Here is a 23,943-nt window from a genome sequence, read left to right on the forward strand (position 1 = left end):
ACGCGCAAAAAAAACCACTACAACACAGTCCTCACATGCCAAAGCTCCGGAAACAAAACCACATCCAACATCTTCCGAAGATAAGTAGCCCCACTAGTCCCCCCAGTCCCTTGCTTAAACCCAATAATCCGTTCAACAGTAGTCACATGCCTAAACCGCCACTGCCGAAAGGCATCTTCAAGATCAACAAGTTCCTCGGCCATCTCATACAGCTCCCAATGTTGAGAAGGATTCCGATAAACCTCCAACCATGCCGCTTCAACAGAAGCATCATGCACAGTAGGCTGAGTCCAATCCCGCTCCAGCCTGGAGGCTGAGATAGCAAACCCGCGCCGAGCGAGCAACCGAACAACCTCATCATAAAAAGAAGGCGCTTCCAACGAACTCTTAACCTCGGCCAAAACATCAGCCCGATGCGCATGCGGCTTCAGCATCTGCTCATTCTTATTCCCGAGCAAAAACTCAATCTGCCGATACTGATAAGACTGAAACCCGGAAGAACTCCCCAAATAAGGCCGCATAGCCGTGTACTCAGACGGCGTCATAGTCGCGAGAACACTCCATGCCTGCACGAGCTGCTCCATGATCCGCGACACGCGCGCGAGCATCTTGAAGGCCGGCGGCAACTCATCCCGATGCACGGCCTGCAGCGCCGCCCGTAACTCATACAAAGCAAGCTTCATCCACAACTCGCTCGTCTGGTGCTGAATGATGAACAGCATCTCATTGTGATCCGGCGATAGCGGATGCTGCGCATCCAGCACCGTCCCCAACGACAGATAGTCGCCGTAGCTCATCGACTCCGAAAAGTCGAGCTGCGCATCATGCCAGCCATCGCCCGAATCGGCGGCCGGGGAAGCCACGTTAGAAGCAACTGCCCCATGCCCGAACGGACATCCCTGCGCCGGTTTCTCTTCCGGCAGCCCCGGTGTTTGCATATGATCGGTCATTGCGCGCTCCTCAGGTCACTGCGCCGCGTGCGGCGAATTCAGGTGCCCGCCAGGTTTCCTTCACGAGCACCTCGCGCAACGTTTCTACCGCGTCCCACACATCGACAAAACGCGTGTACAACGGCGTAAAACCAAACCGCAGGACATGCGGTTCACGATAATCACCAATCACCCCACGCGCGATCAGCGCCTGCATCACCTCATAACCCTGCGGATGCTCGAAGCTCGCATGCGAGCCGCGCTGCGCATGCTCACGTGGCGTGACGAGCTTCAACGGAAATTCGCTGCAACGCGCCTCGACCAGTTCGATGAACAGATCGGTCAACGCCAGCGACTTCTTGCGCACCGCCTGCATGTCGGTTTGCAAAAACACATCGAGCCCGCATTCGACGAGCGACATCGACACCATCGGCTGCGTGCCGCACAAAAAGCGGCCGATGCCGTCATCCGGTTGATACGCCGGATCCATCTTGAACGGCGCGCGATGTCCCCACCATCCTGACAGCGGCTGCGCAAATTCATTTTGATGACGCTTGGGCACCCACACGAACGCGGGCGAACCCGGCCCGCCGTTCAGATACTTATACGTGCAGCCCACTGCATAGTCCGCGCCGACGCCGTTCAGATCGACCGGCACCGCGCCCGCCGAATGCGCCAGGTCCCACAGTGCGAGCGCGCCTTTATCGTGAATCAGCCTGGTGAGGGCGGCCATGTCATGCATGTAGCCGGTGCGGTAGTTCACGTGCGTGATCATCGCGATGGCGGTGTCGTCGCCGATCGCGGCAGGCAGTTCGGAAGGATCGTCGACGAGGCGCAGTTCATAACCGCGATCGAGTTGCTCGATCAAACCTTGCGCGATGTACAGATCCGTCGGGAAGTTCGAGCGCTCGGAAACGATCACGCGACGCTTGGGATCGCGCGCATTCGCTACGCGCACGGCCGCCGACAGCAGCTTGAACAGATTGATCGAAATCGTATCGGTGACGACCACTTCGTTTTCGGCCGCGCCGATCAACGGCGCAAGCTTGTTGCCGAGGCGGCGCGGCAACTCGAACCAGCCGGCGGTGTTCCAGCTACGAATCAGGCCTTCGCCCCATTCGGCGCCGATCACGGTCTGCGCGCGCTGCGCGGCGGCCGCGGGCGGCACGCCCAGCGAATTGCCGTCCAGATAGATGGTGGTCGGCGAAAGCGCGAACTGGTCGCGCAGCGTCGCCAGCGGGTCGGCGCTGTCGAGCGCCAGTGCTTCGTCACGGTGGTTCATGGTGATTCCGTCAGTCAGATCAGGGATGTTCGTTCAATGGGAAGCGGGCCGAAAATCGGGCGCAGACTCGGGCAGCGCGCGCAGAACCGCGCGCACGGGACTCGCATCGAGCGTGGTCAGCTTGAGCGGCAGCGCAATCAGTTCGTAGTCGCCGGGCGGGACGTCGTCGAGCACGATGCCTTCGAGAATTGCCATGCGATGCGCGCGGATCCGGTGGTGAGCGTCCATCGTCTTCGATTCCTGCGGATCGAGCGATGGCGTGTCGATGCCGATCAGCTTCACGCCGCGCGCCGCCAGCAGATCGATGGTGTCCGGCGCGACCGCGCAGAACGCGCTGTCCCACGCGGTAGTGGGCGCGTTTCTGTAAGTGCGCAGTAAGACTCGCGACGGCAGGTCGTCGAGCGAGCCGGCCAGGTGTTGTGGCGTCACAACAGGCGATGCGCCGATGCAATGAATCACGCGGCATCGGCCGAGGTAGGCGTCGAGGGGGACTTGGCCAATTGCGGCGCCTTCGGCGTCGTAGTGCAGCGGCGCGTCGGTGTGCGCGCCGGTATGCGGCGACAGCGTCAGCCGCGCGACGTTGACGGGCGAGCCCGCCTCCATGCGCCACACGCGCTCGATGCCCACCGGCGTGTCGCCGGGCCAGACGGGCGTGGCGGTATCGACGGCGGGGGTGATGTCCCAAAGTGTTGGCATAGTCGCATCGGAGGTTTGTGTCTATCCGGGAATGATAGGTGGCCTGCCGCGAAATGTGATTGCGAAAAAATCTCCTTCTGCGCCGTGTCTTGGAACATAATTTGATTCAAATGGGAAAGGGAGACCGAATATGAACGCGATCTCGCTCGACGCCACCGATTGCCGTATCTTGACGGTGCTTCAGCAAGAAGGACGGATCAGCAATCTCGACCTCGCGGAGCGCATTTCGCTCTCGCCATCAGCCTGTCTACGACGCCTGCGCCTGCTCGAAGAGCAGGGTGTCATCGAACATTACCGCGCATGTCTCAATCGCGAAGTGCTGGGTTTCGAACTGGAAGCGTTCGTGCAGGTATCCATGCGCAACGACCAGGAGAACTGGCACGAACGCTTTGCGGAAGCGGTGCGCGACTGGCCGGAAGTGGTCGGCGCGTTCGTCGTCACCGGCGAGACGCACTATCTGCTGCGAGTCCTCGCGCACAACCTCAAACATTATTCGGACTTCGTGCTGCAGCGTCTCTACAAGGCGCCGGGTGTGATGGATATTCGTTCGAATATCGTGCTGCAGACGCTCAAGGAAGATTCCGGCGTGCCGGTTTCGCTGGTGAAGAAAACCGGCGGACATAGCGCCGCGCATAACGATCGCTGAGTGAGTGGCCAGGCGGCCGCGCCGTCGTGGGGCGCAGCGATTTCTTTCTCGCTGCGAGCGCCTCGCGCCGCCTGTCATTGCCAGATCGCCCGAACCGTTCGCGCCGCCTCGCGACCCGGTTTAGCGTTCAAAGCGGGGCGAGTCCGTGAAATAAGCCGTTCTGAAACACCAGCGGGGACATCTTCGCGGCATTCTCGTGCACGCCGCAGCGCTCCACTTCGCCGACAAAAATCACGTGGTCGCCTTCTTCGTAGCGGCTGCGGTTATGGCATTCGAACCAGGCGAGCGCGCCGTCGAGCACCGGCATGCCGGTGTCGCCTTCCGCGTGCGACACGCCTTCGAAACGATCGCCCTTCACGGTCGCAAAACGCTTGCACAGATCGAGTTGCGACGAAGCCAGCACATTGACCACGTAGTGACTGTTGGCGCGGAACACCGGCATCGACGCCGAGCGCGTAGCCAGACTCCACAACACCAGTGGCGGGTTGAGCGAAACCGAATTAAATGAGCTGGCCGTGATGCCGATCAACTGGCCGGACGCCGCTCGCGTTGTAATAACGGTGACGCCGGTGGCAAATTGGCTGAGCGCCTGTTTGAAGGCGTTCTGGTCGAAGTTGGGCGGGCTGGCGCGCTTCATCGGGCGCCGGTCCCTGGCGCAGACTGGGGGAGCGCCGGGCCGAACCCATCTCGCGTGCGGCTGGAAACAAATGATTCGAAAGTCATAGTGAAAATCGTCGATTTATCCCAATTTTAACTGCAATCGTGGGGGATCGGCCGCGACCCCCGCCGGTGAATGAAAAAGCCGTTAAGCTGGAAGGCTCGGATAGTGGCATGAGCGTTGCGTCGAACAGTGGAACGGCAGCGGCCGACTATGTGTTTCAAGGAGCAGGCAGCATGAGTCAGACAGGCGAAGTCGCCACCTTGGGTGGCGGGTGTTTCTGGTGCCTCGAAGCGGTGTACCTTGGCGTCGACGGCGTGAATGCGGTGGAGTCGGGCTACGCGGGTGGCAAGACGCAGCGCCCAACTTATGAGCAGGTGTGCGACGGCGAAACCGGCCACGCTGAAGTCGTCAAAGTCGACTTCGATCCGGCGAAGATCAGCTATCGCGAGATTCTCGATATCTTCTTTGCGATTCACGATCCGACGCAGTTGAACCGGCAGGGCAATGACGTGGGCACGCAATATCGCTCGGTGGTCTTCACGCATTCCGACGCGCAGCGGGAAATGGCGTTGCAGGCCATTCGCGAAATCGGCGAACAGCGCCTTTACGACGGCCAGATCGTCACGCAAGTGCTACCGCTCGACGGTAATTATTGGCCTGCCGAAGCCTATCACCAGAACTATTTTGCGCAGCACCCGGATCAGGGGTACTGCTCGTTCGTGGTGGCGCCGAAGGTCGCGAAGTTTCGTCAGAAGTTTGCTCACCGGATCAGGGCGAGCTAACGGCATGAGCGGCTGCTTGCGCGTGACTCAGGCGTCGGAGTCGGGCGGCTGCTCGTTTTCTTCAGACGGCGATGGCTCGCGGCCGTCTTGCTCACGCTCATGAGCGAGCCGCGCATACGCTTCGATGATCGCTCGCGCCAACTCCACGCAACTGAGCGGCGCCGAGCCTTCCGCCTTATTGTTGATCGCGATCACCACCGGCTGGCCTGCTAGCGCGTAGCGCGCGGCCAGTTCGGCGAGTGACGCGCGGGTCGCCGGATCCTCATCGACCAACTGGTTGAACGGCTCGTACTTGGCCTTCGCCTGTTCGTATTTGAAGCCGCCGTGCAGGCTCCAGCGCACGATCAGCGGCCCGGCCGGTTCACCATCCAGCAACGCAAGCGCCGCGGCCTGGCGCAGTGGATCGGGCATGCGCGCGTGAATTCCGACGCAATAGCGTACGCCCGCCGCTTTGAGCGTACGGATGAAGCGCGGCGTGAGCAGACTCCCATCACGGATTTCGATCGCGTAGCAGGCGCTGTCCGGCAGCTTCGGCAGCGCGCTCAAAAATTCGGCCAGCCGTTCGATGAACACCGCAGGCTGCGCGAGCATCTGATCCGGCAGCGGCGAAAGCTGGAACACCAGCGCGCCGGCCTTGGCGCCGAGCCCTTCAAGACACGGCGTGACGAAATCGTCGATCGCCATTTGCGCGTTCAGAAAGCACGGATTCATCGAGACCGGCTCGCCGCGTTCGGCGCGCACTGTGGCATCGGTGATCGTCATCGGCGCTTTGACGATGAAGCGGAAGTGCTCGGGCACTTGCTGCGCGTAACGCAAATACTCGGTGACCGTGAGCGCCTGATAAAACGACCGGTCGATGCTGACCGTCTTCAGCAGCGGATGCGCGCCGTAAGCCGTGAGACCTTCGCGCGAGAGTTTGCTGTTGCTGTATTCGTCGCCGTAGACGATGCCGTTCCAGCCCGGAAACGACCACGTCGAAGTGCCGAGATGGACTTGCGGCGGTAGTTGCGCTGCAAGCGCGAGGAGTTCGGGCGAGGGCGGGGCGGCAATGATTTCGCGCGTGCGGCGTTTTTTGGGGGCGCTGGCGTCTATGGGGGCGGTGCTGGCTTCTGACGCGGTGATGGCGGCATCAGGCGCTGCCGCTTCGTCTTCCTGCCACAAGGAGCCGAGGCTTGCGGCCTTCGTCGCGCGCGGTTGACGCCGGCGCTCGGGCTGCGCTGCGGTGGCTGTGTCAGCGGGCGAATTTGGCCGTTCTACCTTTTGCAGGACGTCCGCATCTGAGCCGGCCGTCCCACGCGATACCTTCACCTCGCCATCGCCCTTCGCCGCTGCCGCGTCCACCGGCATCCCGAACAGGTCGAACTGTACGGCTTCGCCGTCGGCGCCGTTTTCGCCCTCGACCGGCTGTTCAACTTCGCTTGTGCCGCGTGGGTCCATCGGTGTTCGACCTGCTGTTCAAAGGTTTGCGCCACGTCGTCCGCTCATGCACGGCGCCGCGGCGCAACCCTATCACAGCGGTTTGTCGTACATATAGCGGCGCGACCACGGCAGGGTTTTCGCGCTGCGGCCGGCTTTGCGGCACACCACCTGGTAAATCGAGACGTCGTCGTTTTCAAACGCGTAGGCGCAACCGGCGAGGTACACGCGCCAGATGCGGAATTTCTCGTCGTCGACGAGCTTGCGGGCTTCCTCCGCATGCGCTTCGAAATTTTCCGCCCAGATGTCCAGCGTGTGCGCATAGTGACGGCGCAGGCTTTCGACGTCAACCGCTTCGAGCCCGCCGCGCTGCATCGATTCGAGCGCGAGACTGATGTGCGGCAGCTCGCCGTCCGGAAACACATAACGGTCGATGAATTCGCCGCCGCCGAGCGCGGTCTCGCCACTTTCCGAATCGCTCGACGTAATGCCGTGATTCATGGCGATGCCGTCGTCGGTCAGCAGGTCGCGAATCTTCTCGAAGTAGCCCGGCAGATTCTTGCGGCCCACGTGCTCGAACATGCCGACGCTTGTGATCCGATCGAATTGACCTTCGACGTCACGGTAATCCTGCAGACGAATTTCGATCTGGCCTTCCAGGCCCGCCGCTTTCACACGCGCCGTGGCGAGGTCGAACTGGTTCTGCGAAAGCGTCACGCCCACACACTGCGCGCCGAACTTCTGCGCCGCACGCAGAACGAGCGCGCCCCAGCCGCAGCCGATATCGAGCAGGCGCTGCCCCGGTTGCAACTGGATCTTGGTGAGGATGTGGTCGATCTTCTTGATCTGCGCGGTGGCGAGGTCTTCGTCGCCGTTCTCGAAGTACGCGCACGAGTACACCATGTTCTCGTCGAGCCACAGCTTGTAGAACTCGTTCGAGACGTCGTAGTGATACTGGATCGCCTTCTTGTCCGACGCCTTCGAATGATTGAAGTAGCGTCGCACGCGCGCCAGCTTGCCCGCGCTGGTCACGGTATTGCGCGCCAACTGGTAGCCGATATTGATGATGTCCGACAGCTTGCCTTCGATGTCGATCTTGCCCTTCACGTACGCCTCGCCGAGATTGTCGAGGCTCGGTTCGAGCAGATAGGGCAGCGCCGTGGCGCTTTTGACGTGTAGCGTGACCTGAGGCGCGGCGAACTGCCCGAAGTCGTGTTGCTGACCGTCCCACAGCACGAGGCGTGCGGGAACGTTAGCTCTCGTTTTTACCTCTTCCACCCACTGCGCCAGCTTCTTCTCCCAGAACATGTGATCTCTCCGTGTCCGTTGAATTAGAGCAAAGCCTGTGTGGATCGCAGCCCCGTGCAGCGCGACTCCCATGCCGCGAGTTGCCATCCGGCCGCCGCGCGCTGCTGCGTTGGCAACGTGGTGGCGGCGTTGTATTTCGATTCAAGGCGATAGGCGGGAGATTTGCCAGTCGCTGTGTTCGCCTGAACGCGTATAGAGCAAGCGGTCGTGAAGACGCGACGGCCGGCCCTGCCAGAATTCGATTGCTTCGGGCACCAAACGATAACCGCCCCAATGCGGTGGGCGCGGTGGTTGGTCGCCATATTGCAAACTGATTTCGCGTTCGCGTGTTTCAAGCTGCGATCGGCTTTCAATTGGCTGACTCTGGTTCGATGCCCACGCACCGATGCGTGAACCGAGCGGGCGCGACGAGAAATACGCGTCGCTTTCTTCCGCGCTGGTTTTGACGATGCGACCTTCTACACGCACCTGACGTTCGAGTTCGATCCAGTAAAACAGCAGGCTGGCGTAAGGATTGGCCGCCAGTTCGCGGCCTTTACGGCTTTCGTAATTGGTGAAGAACACGAAACCCCGTTCGTCGACGCCCTTGATCAGCACGATGCGCGCCGACGGCCGGCCGCGCGAGTCGACCGTGGCCAGCGTCATGGTATTCGGTTCGGGCAGTTTGGCGTCGACCGCTTGTTGAAACCACGTATCGAATTGACGAAACGGGTTACGGTCTACATCGGCAACGTCCAAAGAACCTAGCGAATAGTTTTTTCGAAGTTCGGCGAGTGAGGTCATGTTCTTATGCGAACGCTACAGTTCAATCAGTATAGCTAAGCCGCTAATTTTTTGCCCGCAACCACATCAAGGTCCCGCGCGGCGCGTGCATGCGTGCCGGCGTATGTGGCTCCCGTGCCGCGCTTTTCGCGGCGATGCACTTCGACGCCTTCAGGCAAAATACGGGGTTGCGTACGCCTTTGCGTTGCCACTTCGTGTTTTTGCCCGACCACCGAGCCCTGCCATCATGTCCAGCACCACTGCGCAAACCGATCTTACTACCAGCCTCGACGGGAAAGAAACCGCTGACCGTGAGCGGCGCTTCGGCGGCATCGCGCGTCTGTACGGCGCGCCGGCGCTCACGGCGTTCGAAGGCGCGCACGTCGCGGTGATCGGCATTGGCGGAGTGGGGTCGTGGGTGGCCGAAGCGCTGGCGCGCAGCGCGGTCGGCACGCTGACGCTGATCGATCTCGACAACGTTGCCGAGAGCAACACTAACCGGCAGATCCACGCGCTCGACGGCAACTACGGAAAACCGAAGGTCGAGGCCATGGCCGAACGCATCGCGGCGATCAATCCGTTTTGCGACGTGCGCCTGATCGAGGACTTCGTCGAGCCGGACAACTTCGACGCGACGCTCGGTGGCGGCTTCGACTACGTGATCGATGCGATCGACAGCGTGCGTACCAAGACCGCGTTGATTGCATGGTGCGTGGAGAAGAAGCAACCGTTGATCACGGTCGGCGGCGCGGGTGGCCAGCTCGACCCGACACGCATTCGCATCGACGATCTCGCGCTGACGATACAGGATCCGTTGCTGTCGAAAGTGCGCGGACAACTGCGCAAACAGCACGGTTTCCCGCGTGGGCCGAAAGCGAAGTTCAAGGTAAGCGCGGTGTATTCCGACGAACCGTTGATCTATCCGGAAGCCGCCGTCTGCGATATCGACGAGGAGGCCGAGCACGTCACCACGTCGCCCGGCCATACGGGGCCGGTCGGTTTGAACTGCGCGGGATTCGGTTCGAGCGTGTGCGTGACGGCGAGCTTCGGATTTGCGGCCGCCGCCCATGTGCTGCGGGCGTTGGCGAAGCAGGCTACGGCTTGAGGTGATTCACGCCGCGACGAGTGCCACGGCGCATTCAAGCGCGGCTGGCGGCGCCGCGCCTGAATATCGAGTGAGCCAATCAGATCAGAACAGCGAAGCGCTGAGCTTGCGCCGCCATTGCGATACCAGCTCCGGCTGATGCGCCGCCAGGTCGAACACCGACAGCATCGTCTTGCGGCCGATATCGTCGCGGAACGTGCGGTCGCGTTGCACGATCGCCAGCAATTGTTCGAGCGCTTCCGCGTATTTGCGGCGGGCGATAAACGCGCTGGCCAGATCGAAACGCGCTTCGAGATCGGCCGGGTCGGCCGCGACCTTTGCTTCCAGCGCATCGGTGGGCGGCAGATCCGCGGCGGCGTCCACGGCGTCGAGACGCGTCTTGATCGCGTTGAAACGTGCGTCGATACCTTGCGTCGTTTTCGGCGACAGCAGATCGACTTCGTTGCGCGCTTCGTCGAGACGGTTGTCTTCGAGCAGCATTTCGATGCGGTCCATGCGCGCTTCGTCGAAACCCGGATCGTAGGCGAGGGCGGCCTGCAGCGCGTCGTACGCATCTTCGCGGCGGCCTTCGGCCAGCGCGGTTTGCGCTTCGAGACGCGCCGCGTCCGCGCCTTGCGGCACGAGCCGATCGATAAACTCGCGCAACTGGCCTTCAGGCAGCACGCCGACGAACTGATCGACCGGTCGCCCGTCGGCAAAAGCCATGACGTGCGGAATGCTGCGCACCTGAAAGTGCGCGGCCAGTTCCTGGTTCTCGTCCACATTCACCTTCACGAGCTTCCATTTGCCGGCGGCTTCGGCTTCGAGCTTTTCGAGCATCGGGCCGAGGGTCTTGCACGGGCCGCACCAAGGCGCCCAGAAATCGACCAGCACGGGGGCCAGTGTCGACGCCGTGATGACGTCCTGTTCAAAAGTGGCCAGAGTGGTGTCCATTGCGTCCTCGTCGATAAAACGGTCTGTTGACTATTTGGGGCCGAACACCGGGGATTCAATGCTGCCCGAACCGCTTGCGCTTATTCGCGGTGCTTGCTTGCCTTGCTCACCCGCGTGGCTTTTTTCGCGCCTCACTTGCGCTCGGGCAGCGGAATCCATTCGGTTTCGCCGGGCACCTTGCCCATTTCCTGACTGCTCCACGCCCGCTTCGCGGCTTCGATTTTCTCACGCGAACTGGCGACGAAATTCCACTCGATAAAGCGCTCGCCGTCGAGCTTTTCACCGCCGAGCAGCATGACGCGCGCGCCGTGGGTGCTCGCCAGCGTCACCGTTTCGTCGAGCGCGAGCACCGCCATCTGGCCGACTTCGAGCGACGTGCCGTCGATTTCCAGATCGCCGTCGACGAGATAGACGCCGCGTTCCTCGTGTTCCGGTTCGAGCGCGAAGGCGCCGCCCGGTGCGAATTCGCCGGCCACATACAGCGTGCCGGAAAACGTCTCGACCGGCGAGGTTGCGCCGAACGCCGTGCCTGCGATCACCCGCAGCGTGACGCCGTTGCGCTCGACCACCGGCAGCGTGTCGGCGGCGTGATGCGCGAACGACGGCTCGATCTCTTCGTCGTCGAGCGGCAGCGCAACCCACGTCTGAATGCCGTGCATGGTCAGGCCGCTCGCGCGGTCCTCGTCCGGCGTGCGCTCGGAATGGACGATGCCGCGCCCGGCCGTCATCCAGTTGACGTCGCCGGGGACGATCTTTTGTGCGGAGCCGAGGCTGTCGCGGTGCATGATCGCGCCTTCGAACAGATAGGTCACGGTAGCGAGGCCGATATGCGGATGCGGCCGCACGTCGAGACCCACGCCCGGTTCCAGGGTGGCCGGGCCCATGTGATCGAAGAAGATGAACGGGCCGATCAGGCGCGCCGCCATGGCCGGCAGCACGCGCCGCACGGTCAGACTGCCGACGTCGCGCAGATGCGGCTTGAGGACTGCTTTGATCGAGGAGGACATGGGCAGGCTCGGTGAGAAGGGTGGGGGAGTGTTTAATAGACGATTCTACTGCGGTGAGCGCAACGACGACGTCTCGGCGGCATGTCAGTGCTCCGGGAATCTGTAGCGCGGAGCGGCGCCGGACGCTGGCGGCTCCGCTAAACTCCCAGATCGAACAACCAACTGGAGTCCGGCATGTCGCCGAGGGATTTGCTGCTTGCGATGGTCGTAGTCATCGCGTGGGGCGTCAATTTCGTCGTAATCAAGGTAGGTCTGCATGGCGTGCCGCCCATGCTGCTCGGCGCGCTGCGCTTCGCGCTCGCGGCCGTGCCGGCGGTGTTTTTCATCAAACGGCCCAACCTGCCGTGGCGCTGGCTGATTGCGTACGGCGCGACGATTTCGTTCGGCCAGTTCGCGTTCCTGTTCTCGGCCATGTACGTCGGCATGCCGGCCGGACTGGCCTCGCTGGTGTTGCAGGCGCAGGCGTTTTTCACGCTGATTTTCGCCGCGCTGTTCCTGCACGAGCGGTTCCGTTTGCCGAATGTGGTGGGTTTGCTGATCGCCGCCGGCGGTCTCGCCGTGATCGGCGTGCAAGGCGGCAGCGCCATGACGCTGGCCGGCTTTGTCCTGACCTTGTGCGCCGCGTGTTCGTGGGCGCTCGGCAACATCGTCACGAAGAAGGTCGGCCAGGTGGACCTGGTCGGACTCGTGGTGTGGGGCAGCCTGATCCCGCCGTTGCCGTTTTTCGCGCTGTCGTACGCGCTGGAGGGGCCGCAGCGGATCGTCGCGGCGCTGTCCGGCATCAACGCGACATCGATCTTCGCGATCGTGTATCTCGCGTTTATCGCCACGCTGATCGGCTATGGCTTGTGGAGCCGTCTGCTGTCACGCTATCCGGCGAGCCAGGTCGCTCCGTTTTCGCTGCTGGTGCCGATTGTCGGTCTCGCGTCGGCGTCGCTGTTTCTCGATGAGCATCTGTCCGCGGCGCAGATCGCGGGCGCTTTGCTGGTGATGGCGGGATTGGCCGTGAACGTGTTCGGCGGCTGGGCCGTGCAGCGGTTTTCGCTCACGCGCTGAGCGGCCGTTATCATCGCATCGTGCGCATTGCACACGCGAGCTTCACGTCATGCGGTTCTTCGCGAGTGGTGGATTCGCCGCAAAATAACGCTTGATGCCGGTCATGATCGCGTCGGCCATCTTCTCGCGATACGCGTCGTCATTCAGGCGGCGCTCTTCGTCCGGGTTGCTGATGAAGGCGGTTTCCACGAGGATCGATGGAATATCCGGCGCCTTCAGCACCGCAAACCCTGCCTGTTCGACCGAGCCCTTGTGCAGCTTGTTGATGCCGCCGATTTCCTTCAGCACGAAGTTGCCGTAACGCATCGAGTCGCGAATCTGCGCGGTGGTCGACATATCGAACAGCGCGCGGTTCACGGTCGCGTCGGCGGACTTGATGTTGATGCCGCCAATCTGATCCGACGAGTTCTCCTTGTTCGCCATCCAGCGCGCGGCGGCGCTCGATGCGCCATGCTCGGACAGCGCGAACACCGACGAACCCTTCGCGTCGGGCGTGGTGAACGCATCCGCATGGATCGACACGAACAGGTCCGCGCCGACGCGCCGCGCCTTCTGCACGCGCACGTTCAGCGGCACGAAGAAGTCGGCGTCGCGTGTCATCATGGCGCGCATGTTCGGTTGCGCGTCGATCTTCGCGCGCAGCTTCTTCGCGATGTCGAGCGCGACGTGCTTCTCATACGTGCCCGAGCCGCCGATCGCGCCCGGGTCTTCGCCGCCGTGGCCCGGATCGATCGCCACGGTCAACAGACGCACCGTGTTGCTCTTGCCGGACTTGGGATTGGTGAAGGCGTAGGTGTCGTCGCTGCCGGCGTCGTCCGCGCCCAGCGTGCTGGCACTGTTGCCTTTGTTGCGAGCGATGGCCGTGGGCGGCGCCACCGGCGCAGCTGGCGTGGCCGGCTTGCCGAGCATCGGCGGCATAGGTGTCGGGGCGACATGCACCGGCGGACGCGGCACGCCCGGAGCGGAGCCGCTACCGCTGCCGCCGTTTTGCGCGTAGCGCTCGAAGAAGGCCTCGCTGTTGTCGGCGGTGGGCGGCGTGGTGCCCGGACCGCTCAGCGTGGCGGGCGGCGGCGCGCCGTTCTCTGCGTTGAAGGTCTGCTGCTTGCGTTCCGTCTGCGCGAGCAGATCCATCAACGGATCGGGCGCGACCGCCGGATACAGGTCAAACACCAGCCGGTACTTGTACGCGCCGACCGGCGGCAGCGTGAACACCTGCGGCTTCACCGAGCCCTTCAGGTCGAACACCATGCGCACCACGTGCGGCTGATATTGCCCGACGCGCACCGACGAGATCTGCGGATCGTTCGGCGTGATCTTCGAGACGAGGTCTTTCAACGACTGATCCAGATCGAGGCCGCTCAGGTCGACCACTAGCCGGTCCGGTCCCTGCAGCAACTGCTGGGCGTTCTGCAGCGGTTGATCGGATTCGATCGTCACGCGCGTGTAGTCGCGCGCCGGCCAGACCCGCACACCGAGCACCGAACTCGCCCACGCAAGACGCGGCGCGACGAGACCGAGCACGAGCGTGGACGCGCCCGCGCGGAGAATCTGCCGGCGCCGCCAGTTATGCGTTGCGGTAGCCGCCGATTCGATCGAGCGGAACGGTTTGATCAACATCTTTCGAGACATGCCTTTCCTGATTCGCTGTATGCCCGTGCGACGAGCACACGGCCGTCGCTTTCGTTCTCGTTCTCATTGCCGAGGTCGAGCGAGAAGACAAGATCCGGCACGCCAAGAAGACGCCCGGCGCGCTGCGGCCATTCGACGAGGCAGATCGCGCCGCTGTCGAAGTACTCGCGAAAGCCCGCGTCGGCCCATTCGGCCGGATCGGTGAATCTATACAGATCGAAGTGATAGAGCGTGAGTTCCCCAGCGGGCCGCTCGAGCACGTAGGGTTCGACGAGTGTGTAAGTGGGACTGCGCACGCGGCCGGTGTGGCCGAGGCCGCGCAAGGTTGCGCGCACGAGGGTGGTTTTGCCGGCGCCGAGGTCGCCGACGAGCTGGACTTGCAGTCCGTGGAGCGCCTTGTCGCCGTCCGCGCCCGGCGTGCGTTGCGCGGCTTCGCGCACGCTTTCGATCGCCTGCGCGAAGCGCTCGCCGAAGGCCATGGTGGCGGCTTCGTCCGCGAGCGCAAAGGTGCGTTCGAGCAGGACGCTGGCGGGCGGTTGGATCGCGAGATCGGGATTGGCAGGCATTCTCGTAAAATGGCGTGATGAACCGAAGTCCGGAGTCCCCTGTTTCCCGCACGCCTGCGTCTGACGACGATGCGCGTGCCGAGCGTTGTTTCGATGAAGCGGCGCTGAAGGCGCTCGCGCTGAACATCAAAACGTGGGGCCGTGAACTGGGTTTCGGAGCGGTCGGCATTAGCGATACCGATCTCTCCGCTGCCGAAGCGCCGCTTGCAGCCTGGCTGGAAGCGGGTTGCCACGGCGAGATGGATTATATGGCGAAACACGGCATGAAACGCGCGCGGCCGGCCGAGCTTGTGGCCGGCACGCGACGTGTGATTACGGCGCGCATCGCTTATTTGCCCGCGCAGACATCGAGCGGAAAGGCGCGCGAAAGCGCTTTGCAGGACGGCCCATTCACGCGGGACTGGCGCGCAGCTGAGCATGCGCGGCTCGCGGACCCGTCGGCGGCGGTCGTGTCGATCTATGCGCGCGGCCGCGATTATCACAAGGTGATGCGTAACCGTTTGCAACATCTGGCCGAGAAAATCGAAGCCGAGATCGGCGCATTCGGCTACCGCGTATTTACCGATTCGGCGCCGGTGCTCGAAGTAGAACTGGCGCAGAAAGCCGGCATCGGCTGGCGCGGCAAGCATACGCTGCTGCTGCAACGTGACGCGGGTTCGCTGTTTTTCCTCGGCGAGATTTATGTCGACGTGCCGTTGCCGACCGATGCCGAGACTGTGCCTGAACTCGCACCCGAGACCCCGGGCTCGCATTGCGGAAGCTGCACGCGCTGTATCGGCGCGTGTCCGACCGGGGCGATCGTCGCGCCTTACAAGGTCGATGCGCGCCTGTGCATCTCCTATCTCACGATCGAACTGAAGGGCAGTATTCCCCTGGAATTGCGGACGCTGATCGGCAATCGTGTGTATGGCTGCGACGATTGCCAACTCGTGTGTCCATGGAACAAATTTGCGCAGGCCGCGCCGGTCGCGGACTTCGACGTGCGGCATGGGCTCGATCGCGCGTCGCTGGTCGAATTGTTCGCGTGGAGCGCGGACGAGTTCGATACGCGCATGCAGGGCAGCGCGATTCGCCGCATCGGTTACGAGAGCTGGTTGCGCAATCTCGCCGTGGGCATGGGTAACGCGCTGCGTGCGTCGTCGGACAGTTTGAGCGGGCCGGCGCGCGAGGCGATCGTGCAGGCGCTGAGAATGCGTGTGGATGACGCTTCCGCCGTCGTGCGCGAGCATGTGGAATGGGCTTTGGAAGCGGCGTAAAGTAGCGGCAAACGGGCGGTGCTTCGTGTGCTTGGCGTGCCTGCACCCCATGCCGGTACGCTATCTTGCAACCCCGAACGCCCGCGCTATTGAGGAGCAGGCAATCATGTTCAACGCATTGATCGACGCGCCGTTCGGCAAGATCGGCATTCGCCTCGAAGGCGAGGCCGTGCGCGAGATCGTCTATCTGCCGGATTCGATGCAAAACGTCGCGCCCGACACGCCTTTGGCGAGACAGGCGGCCGAGCAGATCGAGCGATATTTCGAGCGCGCGTCGGCGAAGTTCGAGTTGCCGCTGGCCTCGGTCGGCACCGCGTTTCAAAAGCGCGTGTGGCAGGCCATTAGCGACATTCCGCCGGGCGTCGTGCTGACTTACGGTCAACTAGCGCGGCAACTCGGCAGCGCGCCGCGCGCGGTCGGTCAGGCGTGCGGCGCCAATTACTTTCCGATCGTGATTCCGTGTCATCGGGTGGTGAGTTCGAGCGGCATCGGCGGTTTCGCAAATCACGCCGAAGAGGGTTTCTTCCGCAACATCAAGCGCTGGCTGCTGGCGCATGAAGGCATTCCCTACGCATGAGCGATACGTTGACCGATGACGCCGTCACCGCGTCACCTCTGTTCGTCGCCAGCTCGGCGTCGATCGATGCATTCTGCGACGCGCTGTGGCTCGAACACGGACTGTCGCGCAACACGCTCGACGCGTACCGCCGCGATCTGCGGCTCTTTTGCGAATGGCTGGCGCAGAGCCGCAATACGTCGCTCGATACCGCGAGCGAAGCCGATCTGAACGCGTATAGCGCGGCGCGGCAGAAAGACAAATCTACCTCGGCGAACCGGCGGCTCTCGGTGTTTCGCCGCTACTACGCTTGGGCCGTTCGCGAGCATCGCACGAAGGTCGATCCGACGGTGCGCATCCGCTCGGCGAAACAGCCGCCGCGTTTTCCGTCGACGCTCAGTGAGGCGCAAGTCGAAGCACTGCTCGGTGCGCCCGACATCGATACGTCGTTGGGCCTGCGCGATCGCACGATGCTGGAGTTGATGTACGCGAGCGGCTTGCGCGTGACCGAACTCGTCACGTTGAAGACGGTGGAAGTGGGCCTGAACGAAGGCGTGGTGCGCGTCATGGGCAAGGGCTCGAAGGAGCGCCTGATTCCGTTCGGCGAGGAAGCGCATAGCTGGATCGAACGCTATCTGCGCGAGGCGCGGCCCGCGTTGCTCGGCGCGCGCGCGACCGACGCGCTGTTCGTGACGAGCCGCGCCGAGGGCATGACGCGCCAGCAGTTCTGGAACATCATCAAGCGTCACGCGACAGCAGCCGGTGTGCATGCGCCGCTCTCGCCGCATACCTTGCGGCATGCGTTCGCCACGCATCTGCTCAATCACGGCGCCGACTTGCGTGTCGTGCAACTGCTGCTCGGCCACACGGATATTTCGACCACGCAGATCTACACGCATGTGGCGCGGGAGCGGTTGAAGTCGCTGCACGCGCAGCATCATCCGCGAGGCTAATACGCGCTGGCTGGCTGCGCTTCGTTCAGAGAAACTCGCGCAGCCGATGCTTGAGAATCTTGCCCGTCGATGCCGCCGGCAACGCGGCGAGCGCTTTGACTTCGGCCGGCCGCTTGTACGGCGCGAGACGCTCGCCGCACCAATCGATCAGTTCGGCGGGCGTCACCGCTGCGCCCGCAAGCAACTCGACGAACGCGACCACTTCCTCGTTACCTTCTAGCGCGCGTCCGATCACCGCCGACTGCACGACTTGCGGATGCGCGTTCAGCACATGCTCGACCTCGGCCGGATACACGTTGAAGCCCGAACGTATGATCAGCTCCTTGCTGCGCCCGACGATATGCAAGGCGCCGTTCGCGTCCTGCCGCGCGAGGTCGCCGGTTTTGAGCCAGCCGTCTTCGGTGACGACCGCGGCTGTCTGCTCCGGGCTGCGGTAGTAGCCGAGCATCACGTTGGGGCCGCGCACCCATAGCTCGCCGATCTCGCCCTTCGCTGCGTCGATGCCGTCGAGTCCGACGAAGCGCACCTCGACACCAGGAATGACCTCGCCCACGGAACAATCGCTGCGCGGCGCGTCGAGCATGGTGTGTGACACGGTCGGGCTGCTCTCGGTCATGCCGTAACCGTTATGCAGCGGCAGACCGTAGACGCTTTCCACCTGCGCTTTCAAGGCGGCATCGAGCGGCGAGCCGCCCGAATAGGCGAAGCGCAATTGCGGTGCGGACCACGAGTGGCCGTATGTCTGCAGGTGTTCGAGCAGTTTGGCGTGCATGGCCGGCACGCCCTGGAAAATCGACACGCGTTCCTCGGCGAGGGCGCGGCGGACGGCTTCTGGCGCGAAGCGCGGCGCGAGTCGCAAGGTCGCGCCCGTATGCAGGCTCCCCAGACACACGGACGCGAAACCGTAGACGTGCGAGATAGGCAGCACGGCATAGACGACATCGTCGGGGCCGACTTTGCGCAAGCGGCTCGAAATCGCGGCAATGAACAGCAGATTACGATGCGACAGCATCACGCCCTTGGGCGCGCCGGTAGTGCCCGTGGTGTAGATCAACGCGGCGCACTGGCGCTCGCTTGCGGCTTCGACCGGCTCGGCGATCGCCGTGTTATCCACCGTGTATGACCACGCGCCGATGTCCGGCGCGATAGGGGATGTTTGGATGGCTTGATGGCGCTCGGCGTGCAGCTTGGCGTCCGCCGAGTTTTCCGTGGCGTAGGCGACGACGCGCGGCTGCGCGTGCGCACGGATCGAGTCGAGTTCGGCGGCGGACAGGCGCGCGTTCGATACCAGCGCCCATGCGTCGAGCCGGGCAGTCGCGAACAGCAGGACGATCTGCACGATGCTGTTCTCCGCGACGATCATCACGCGATCGCCGCCGCGCACGCCCGCTTCGCGCAGCAGCGCGGTGACGGCGTCGACGGCCTGCAGCAGTTGCGCGCTGGTGAGGCGGCGTGCATCCTCTATCAAGGCGACGTGCTGCGGATCGCGCGCGGCAGCCAGCGCCGGAATGTCGGCGATGCGCGCGGGCAGGGCTGCCAGCAGCGCGGGAATGTCGATGGTGGAACGGGTGGGTGAATCGAAGCTCAACACTGTCTCCTAAAGACGATTCGGTGGTCGACGTACAGTGCGTCAAAAGATTCTCGAACGATCGTGCCACAGCCGCTGGGCCCGCACAATTAGCCGTTCGGCAAATAGCCGTTGTGCAAAGTCGCCATTACAATGCGCCGATGAGCAAATCCAGACACGTCTCCGAAACGCCGGCCACGCAGTTTCTGCGCCGCCATGGCGTCGCTTTCGGCGAACATCCTTATGATTACGTCGAGCACGGCGGCACCGGGGAATCGGCGCGCCAGCTCGGTGTGGACGAGCATCACGTCGTGAAGACGCTGGTGATGGAAGACGAGCACGCCAAGCCGCTGATCGTGTTGATGCACGGCGACCGCACCGTCAGTACCAAGAACCTCGCGCGGCAGATCGGCGCGAAGCGCGTCGAGCCGTGCAAGCCCGAGGTGGCGAACCGGCATTCCGGCTACCTGATCGGCGGCACCTCGCCCTTCGGCACGAAGAAGCAGATGCCGGTGTACGTCGAGTCGAGCATTCTCGACATGGACAAAATCTGGCTGAACGGCGGTCGGCGCGGTTTTCTGATCAGCATCGAGCCGAAGGTGCTGACGGAGTTGCTGGCGGCGAAGGCGGTGCAGTGCGCGAGCGTCGATTGACTTTTGCCTGAATGTTTTGCGCGCGCGGGTTCGGTAGAATGTGCGCCGCCTTGTTCCAAGTTGCGCGCCCTGTTGCGGTTGGGGTGTCGAGTTTCAGACCGCCGATCCTTATAAGAGTCCCAGATGCAAAACCTGATCGTTGCTGTCGTTGCCTACCTGATCGGTTCGGTGTCGTTTGCCGTGATCGTGAGCGCCGCGATGGGCCTCGACGACCCGCGCTCGTATGGTTCGGGCAACCCGGGCGCCACCAATGTGCTGCGCAGCGGCAGCAAGAAGGCCGCGATTCTCACGCTGATCGGCGACGCATTCAAGGGCTGGCTGCCGGTGTGGTTCGTGGTGCACTACGGCGCGCGTTACGGGCTCGACGAGACCTCGGTGGCGATAGCGTCAGTGGCCGTGTTTCTTGGTCACCTGTATCCAGTTTTCTTCCGCTTCAAGGGCGGCAAGGGCGTGGCGACCGCGGCCGGCGTGCTGCTCGCGATCAATCCGATTCTCGGCGTCGCGACTTTGCTGACGTGGCTGATCGTGGCGTTCTTCACGCGCTATTCGTCGCTGGCGGCGTTGGCCGCGGCGGTGTTCGCGCCGATCTTCGACGGGTTTCTGTTCGGACCGCATGTGATCGCGCTGGCGATCGTCGTGATGAGTTCGCTGCTGGTATGGCGGCATCGCGGCAATATCGCCAAGCTGATGCGCGGGCAGGAGAGCCGGATCGGAGACAAGAAGAAGGCGGATGCGGCGGCGAAGCCGGCGGGGGGGAGCGACGTTTGAAGTGCGGTGCTTTTGCGCTCGTGCTTTTAAAGCCTTAGGGCTTTAGTGCTTAGGGCTTTGGTGCTCTGCGCACCATCTGCACGGCTCCGCGCGAATGCCGGGTGGAGCACGGCGGCGCTGGCTAGAGACAGGCGCACGCTTGCGCGCCGGCAGTTTTGTGGCTGGTACGCCGAGCCCAATACGGGCTACCCAGCGCTCAACGCCTGGTGCTGAGCGCGCGGCACACCTGTCATACGCGGTGCCGTGCGCGCGCTCGGTGCCCGCACGTGCGCCGGCAGATCAATCGCGGAAGTTGTTGAAGTCGAGCGGCGTATCGGTCACGTCCTTGCGCAGCATGGCGATCACGCTTTGCAGGTCGTCGCGCTTGCCGCCGGTGATACGCACCGCGTCGCCCTGAATGCTCGCCTGGACCTTGATCTTGCTGTCCTTCACGAGGCGCACGATTTTCTTCGATAGATCGCCCGACACGCCTTTCTTGATCTTGATGACCTGCTTGACTTTGTCGCCGCCGATCTTCTCGATCTTGCCATGGTCGAGGAAGCGCACGTCCACGTTACGCTTGGCCATTTTCGATAGCAGCACGTCTTTGACCTGGCCGAGTTTGAAATCATCGTCCGCGTAGGCCGTGATTTCGTTTTCCTTGTGTTCGACGCGCGCGTCCGACCCTTTGAAGTCGAAGCGCGTGGAAATTTCCTTGTTGGACTGCTCGATCGCGTTCTTGACTTCGATCATGTTCGCTTCGCAGACGACGTCAAACGATGGCATTTTTTTCTCCCAATAGTGCTGCGGTGCGTGACGCAACCGGACGGCTGCTCACGGGGCACTCGCTATAATCACGGACCGGACGTCATTTTACCGACGCCACTCCCTTTTGCCCAAGGCCGCCGCGCATTGTCGCGCGGCCGGGGCCCGAAGCCGGTTTGATCGGCTGCTTGATTCGTCGCTTCACTGTTCCGATTCCGATGTCCCAAACCCACTCCGCCGCGTTCATGGCCGGCTATCCGCTGAAGGCGCACAACACCTTCGGCTTCGATGTGCGCGCGCGGTTTGCCTGCCGCATCGAGCGTGAAGAGCAACTAATGGCCGCGATGCGCGATCCGCGCGCAGCTGGCCTGCCGCGTCTCGTGCTGGGCGGCGGCAGCAATGTCGTGCTGACCGGCGATTTTGGCGGCCTGGTGCTGCTGATCGCGCTGCGAGGCCGCCGCGTCGTGCGCGAGGACGATGACGCATGGTACGTCGAAGCGGCCGGCGGCGAGCCGTGGCATGAGTTCGTCGGCTGGACTTTGGCGCAAGGTTTGCCGGGTCTCGAGAACCTCGCGTTGATTCCGGGGACCGTGGGCGCGGCGCCGATTCAGAACATCGGCGCGTACGGGTTGGAGATGGTCGAGCGCTTCGCGTCGCTGCGCGCCGTGGAACTGGCTACCGGTGACGTCATCGAAATGGATGCGCAGGCTTGCCGCTTCGGCTATCGCGACAGTTTTTTCAAACGGGAAGGGCGGGACCGTTTCGTGATCACGTCGGTGACATTCCGTTTGCCGAAGGTCTGGCAGCCGCGTGCCGGCTATGCCGATCTCGCCCGCGAATTGGCTGCGAGCGGCCAGGCGGATACGCCGCCGAGCGCGCAGGCGATCTTCGATGCAGTAGTGGCGGTGCGGCGCGCCAAGCTGCCCGATCCGCTGGAGCTTGGCAATGCCGGTAGTTTCTTCAAAAATCCGGTGATCGAGGCGGCGCCGTTCGAGGCGCTGAAGGCCAGGGAGCCGGACGTCGTGTCGTACCTTCAGCCGGATGGACGGGTGAAACTCGCCGCAGGCTGGCTGATCGATCGGTGCGGCTGGAAAGGCCGCGCGATGGGCGCGGCGGCCGTGCATGAGCGGCAGGCGCTGGTGCTGGTGAATCGCGGCGGCGCGAGCGGGGCGGAGGTGCTGGCGCTTGCGAAGGCGATTCAGCGCGATGTGCTGGAGCGATTCGGGGTGGAGTTGGAAGCGGAGCCGGTTTGTTTGTGACGATTCGTTGATGAATATAAAAAAGGCGCCGGGAATTTTCTTCCGGCGCCTTTTTTGCGTCTACGTTTTGGCTTCGGCCGCGCCTCGCGGCGCTTGACTTCGTTACCGCGAAGTTATCTTGCGCCGAAACGCCGGCTGTCAGTCACGCTGACGGCGCGCATTCTCCGCGATCCGCATGCGCAGCGCGTTCAGCTTGATGAAGCCGCCGGCGTCAGCCTGGTTGTAAGCGCCGCCGTCGTCGTCGAACGTGGCAATGGTCTTGTCGAACAGCGTTTCCTTCGAATCGCGTGCGACCACCGAGACGCTGCCCTTATACAGCTTAACGCGCACCCAGCCGTTGACCTTCTCTTGCGTATGGTCGATCAACACCTGGATCGCGCGGCGCTCCGGGCTCCACCAGTAGCCGTTATAAATCAGCGACGCGTAGCGCGCCATCAGATCGTCTTTCAGGTGAGCCACTTCACGGTCGAGCGTGATCGACTCGATACCGCGGTGCGCCTTCAGCATGATCGTGCCGCCCGGCGTTTCATAGCAGCCACGCGACTTCATGCCGACGTACCGGTTTTCCACCAGATCCAGACGGCCAATGCCGTGCTTGCCGCCCAGACGGTTCAGCTCGGTCAGCATTTCCGCAGCCGACAGACGCTTGCCGTTGATCGCGACCGGATCGCCGTGCTCGTATTCGATGTCGAGATATTCAGCCTGGTCCGGCGCCTGCTCCGGCGACACGGTCCAACGCCACATATCGGCTTCGGCTTCCGCTTTCGGGTCTTCCAGGTGACGGCCTTCGAACGAGATGTGCAGCAGGTTCGCGTCCATCGAATACGGGGCGCCGCCTTGCTTGTGCTTCATTTCGATCGGAATGCCGGCCTTTTCCGCGTACGCGAGCAGCTTTTCGCGCGACAGCAGATCCCATTCACGCCACGGTGCGATCACCTTGATGCCCGGTTCCAGCGCGTAGTAACCGAGTTCGAAGCGAACCTGGTCGTTGCCCTTGCCGGTCGCGCCGTGCGACACCGCTTGCGCGCCGGTGGCGCGGGCGATTTCGATCTGGCGCTTGGCGATCAGCGGACGCGCGATCGACGTGCCCAGCAGGTACTCGCCTTCATAGATCGTGTTGGCGCGGAACATCGGGAACACGTAGTCGCGCACGAATTCTTCGCGCAGGTCTTCGATAAAGATGTTGTCCTGCTTGATGCCCAGTTGCAGGGCTTTTTTGCGCGCCGGTTCCAGCTCTTCGCCCTGGCCGATGTCGGCCGTGAACGTGACGACTTCGGCGTCGTAATTGTCCTGCAACCACTTCAGGATGACGGAGGTGTCGAGGCCGCCCGAATAGGCGAGCACGACTTTCTTGATATCGCTCATGGTGAACTCGTAGCTGGAGAAAGCGGGAAAACAAGGCGCGCCGG

The 23,943-nt window shown here is 62.9% G+C and carries 24 protein-coding genes; 10 read left to right on the forward strand and 14 right to left on the reverse strand.

Annotated features, from left to right (window positions below; all coding sequences use genetic code 11):
* Window positions 1–17: 17 nt before the first annotated feature.
* From kynA to kynB, 3 genes are read right to left on the reverse strand one after another with little or no spacing between them, the layout of a single operon-like run.
* The gene (gene kynA / locus B0G82_RS09655) at window positions 18–950 is read right to left on the reverse strand and encodes a tryptophan 2,3-dioxygenase (RefSeq protein ID WP_121307246.1); all 933 of its coding nucleotides are present in this window, start codon (window positions 948–950) and stop codon (window positions 18–20) included.
* A gap of 10 nt (window positions 951–960) precedes the next feature.
* Window positions 961–2,211, reverse strand: coding sequence for a kynureninase (gene kynU, locus B0G82_RS09660; protein ID WP_121307247.1), 1,251 nt, complete (start codon window positions 2,209–2,211; stop codon window positions 961–963).
* A 33-nt stretch (window positions 2,212–2,244) separates the two neighbouring features.
* A complete protein-coding gene (gene kynB, locus B0G82_RS09665) occupies window positions 2,245–2,907 on the reverse strand; it encodes an arylformamidase (protein ID WP_121307248.1) in 663 nt (220 codons plus the stop codon).
* A 130-nt stretch (window positions 2,908–3,037) separates the two neighbouring features.
* On the opposite strand from kynB, the gene B0G82_RS09670 reads away from it, so the two are divergent.
* Window positions 3,038–3,553 carry an Lrp/AsnC family transcriptional regulator gene (locus tag B0G82_RS09670; RefSeq protein ID WP_012434188.1) on the forward strand — a complete coding sequence of 172 codons (516 nt, stop codon included), beginning with the start codon at window positions 3,038–3,040 and terminating at the stop codon, window positions 3,551–3,553.
* Window positions 3,554–3,680: 127 nt separating this feature from the next.
* Here B0G82_RS09670 and B0G82_RS09675 read toward each other — a convergent pair whose 3' ends face one another.
* Window positions 3,681–4,190: a flavin reductase family protein gene (locus B0G82_RS09675; RefSeq protein WP_121307249.1), complete on the reverse strand. Its 510-nt coding sequence runs from the start codon at window positions 4,188–4,190 to the stop codon at window positions 3,681–3,683.
* Window positions 4,191–4,447: 257 nt separating this feature from the next.
* On the opposite strand from B0G82_RS09675, the gene msrA reads away from it, so the two are divergent.
* Window positions 4,448–4,996: a peptide-methionine (S)-S-oxide reductase MsrA gene (gene msrA, locus B0G82_RS09680; protein WP_121308644.1), complete on the forward strand. Its 549-nt coding sequence runs from the start codon at window positions 4,448–4,450 to the stop codon at window positions 4,994–4,996.
* A 27-nt stretch (window positions 4,997–5,023) separates the two neighbouring features.
* On the opposite strand, the gene B0G82_RS09685 is transcribed toward msrA, so the two are convergent.
* The 3 genes from B0G82_RS09685 to pdxH form a co-directional block, all read right to left on the reverse strand.
* Window positions 5,024–6,433: a DUF72 domain-containing protein gene (locus B0G82_RS09685; protein ID WP_121307250.1), complete on the reverse strand. Its 1,410-nt coding sequence runs from the start codon at window positions 6,431–6,433 to the stop codon at window positions 5,024–5,026.
* Between the two features lie 72 nt (window positions 6,434–6,505).
* Complete coding sequence (locus B0G82_RS09690; protein ID WP_121307251.1) at window positions 6,506–7,720, reverse strand: cyclopropane-fatty-acyl-phospholipid synthase family protein; 1,215 nt, start codon at window positions 7,718–7,720, stop codon at window positions 6,506–6,508.
* Between the two features lie 141 nt (window positions 7,721–7,861).
* On the reverse strand, window positions 7,862–8,503 hold the full coding sequence (gene pdxH, locus B0G82_RS09695; protein WP_121307252.1) for a pyridoxamine 5'-phosphate oxidase: 642 nt from the start codon (window positions 8,501–8,503) through the stop codon (window positions 7,862–7,864).
* 226 nt (window positions 8,504–8,729) lie between these two features.
* Between pdxH and tcdA the strand changes: the two genes are divergently transcribed.
* Complete coding sequence (gene tcdA, locus B0G82_RS09700; RefSeq protein WP_121307253.1) at window positions 8,730–9,587, forward strand: tRNA cyclic N6-threonylcarbamoyladenosine(37) synthase TcdA; 858 nt, start codon at window positions 8,730–8,732, stop codon at window positions 9,585–9,587.
* 84 nt (window positions 9,588–9,671) lie between these two features.
* On the opposite strand, the gene trxA is transcribed toward tcdA, so the two are convergent.
* Window positions 9,672–10,520, reverse strand: coding sequence for a thioredoxin (gene trxA, locus B0G82_RS09705; protein WP_121307254.1), 849 nt, complete (start codon window positions 10,518–10,520; stop codon window positions 9,672–9,674).
* Window positions 10,521–10,651: 131 nt separating this feature from the next.
* A complete protein-coding gene (locus tag B0G82_RS09710; RefSeq protein ID WP_121307255.1) occupies window positions 10,652–11,527 on the reverse strand; it encodes a pirin family protein in 876 nt (291 codons plus the stop codon).
* Window positions 11,528–11,701: 174 nt separating this feature from the next.
* Between B0G82_RS09710 and B0G82_RS09715 the strand changes: the two genes are divergently transcribed.
* A complete protein-coding gene (locus B0G82_RS09715) occupies window positions 11,702–12,583 on the forward strand; it encodes an EamA family transporter (protein ID WP_121307256.1) in 882 nt (293 codons plus the stop codon).
* A gap of 42 nt (window positions 12,584–12,625) precedes the next feature.
* Here B0G82_RS09715 and B0G82_RS09720 read toward each other — a convergent pair whose 3' ends face one another.
* Together B0G82_RS09720 and tsaE are read right to left on the reverse strand one after the other, a co-directional pair.
* Window positions 12,626–14,212, reverse strand: a complete 1,587-nt coding sequence (locus B0G82_RS09720) for an N-acetylmuramoyl-L-alanine amidase (RefSeq protein WP_121307257.1) — start codon at window positions 14,210–14,212, stop codon at window positions 12,626–12,628.
* Window positions 14,194–14,778, reverse strand: a complete 585-nt coding sequence (gene tsaE / locus B0G82_RS09725; RefSeq protein ID WP_121307258.1) for a tRNA (adenosine(37)-N6)-threonylcarbamoyltransferase complex ATPase subunit type 1 TsaE — start codon at window positions 14,776–14,778, stop codon at window positions 14,194–14,196. Before tsaE ends, B0G82_RS09720 begins: the two co-directional genes overlap by 19 nt.
* A 17-nt stretch (window positions 14,779–14,795) precedes the next feature.
* On the opposite strand from tsaE, the gene queG reads away from it, so the two are divergent.
* From queG to xerD, 3 genes are all read left to right on the forward strand, one after another.
* Window positions 14,796–16,034 (forward strand): tRNA epoxyqueuosine(34) reductase QueG, encoded by a 1,239-nt coding sequence (gene queG, locus B0G82_RS09730; protein WP_116139342.1) that lies wholly within the window; start codon window positions 14,796–14,798, stop codon window positions 16,032–16,034.
* Between the two features lie 106 nt (window positions 16,035–16,140).
* Entirely contained in the window at window positions 16,141–16,611 is a 471-nt protein-coding gene (locus tag B0G82_RS09735) for a methylated-DNA--[protein]-cysteine S-methyltransferase (protein WP_121307259.1), read from the forward strand.
* On the forward strand, window positions 16,608–17,543 hold the full coding sequence (gene xerD / locus B0G82_RS09740; protein WP_121307260.1) for a site-specific tyrosine recombinase XerD: 936 nt from the start codon (window positions 16,608–16,610) through the stop codon (window positions 17,541–17,543). The genes B0G82_RS09735 and xerD overlap by 4 nt, the downstream gene beginning before the upstream one ends.
* Before the next feature lie 25 nt (window positions 17,544–17,568).
* Here the strand turns inward: xerD and B0G82_RS09745 are convergent, their stop codons facing one another.
* On the reverse strand, window positions 17,569–19,131 hold the full coding sequence (locus B0G82_RS09745) for an AMP-binding protein (RefSeq protein ID WP_121307261.1): 1,563 nt from the start codon (window positions 19,129–19,131) through the stop codon (window positions 17,569–17,571).
* A gap of 140 nt (window positions 19,132–19,271) precedes the next feature.
* On the opposite strand from B0G82_RS09745, the gene ybaK reads away from it, so the two are divergent.
* The gene (gene ybaK / locus B0G82_RS09750; protein ID WP_116118173.1) at window positions 19,272–19,763 is read left to right on the forward strand and encodes a Cys-tRNA(Pro) deacylase; all 492 of its coding nucleotides are present in this window, start codon (window positions 19,272–19,274) and stop codon (window positions 19,761–19,763) included.
* Between the two features lie 123 nt (window positions 19,764–19,886).
* Window positions 19,887–20,531, forward strand: a complete 645-nt coding sequence (plsY, locus tag B0G82_RS09755; RefSeq protein WP_106314214.1) for a glycerol-3-phosphate 1-O-acyltransferase PlsY — start codon at window positions 19,887–19,889, stop codon at window positions 20,529–20,531.
* 279 nt (window positions 20,532–20,810) lie between these two features.
* Here the strand turns inward: plsY and B0G82_RS09760 are convergent, their stop codons facing one another.
* A complete protein-coding gene (locus B0G82_RS09760; RefSeq protein WP_012434170.1) occupies window positions 20,811–21,296 on the reverse strand; it encodes a YajQ family cyclic di-GMP-binding protein in 486 nt (161 codons plus the stop codon).
* A gap of 197 nt (window positions 21,297–21,493) precedes the next feature.
* Between B0G82_RS09760 and murB the strand changes: the two genes are divergently transcribed.
* Window positions 21,494–22,534 (forward strand): UDP-N-acetylmuramate dehydrogenase, encoded by a 1,041-nt coding sequence (murB, locus tag B0G82_RS09765; RefSeq protein ID WP_116148267.1) that lies wholly within the window; start codon window positions 21,494–21,496, stop codon window positions 22,532–22,534.
* Window positions 22,535–22,672: 138 nt separating this feature from the next.
* Here the strand turns inward: murB and B0G82_RS09770 are convergent, their stop codons facing one another.
* Window positions 22,673–23,899, reverse strand: coding sequence for an argininosuccinate synthase (locus B0G82_RS09770; RefSeq protein WP_106286297.1), 1,227 nt, complete (start codon window positions 23,897–23,899; stop codon window positions 22,673–22,675).
* Window positions 23,900–23,943: the final 44 nt, after the last annotated feature.

The sequence above is a fragment of the Paraburkholderia sp. BL17N1 genome, from assembly GCF_003634175.1.
In the GTDB taxonomy this organism is placed as follows: domain Bacteria; phylum Pseudomonadota; class Gammaproteobacteria; order Burkholderiales; family Burkholderiaceae; genus Paraburkholderia.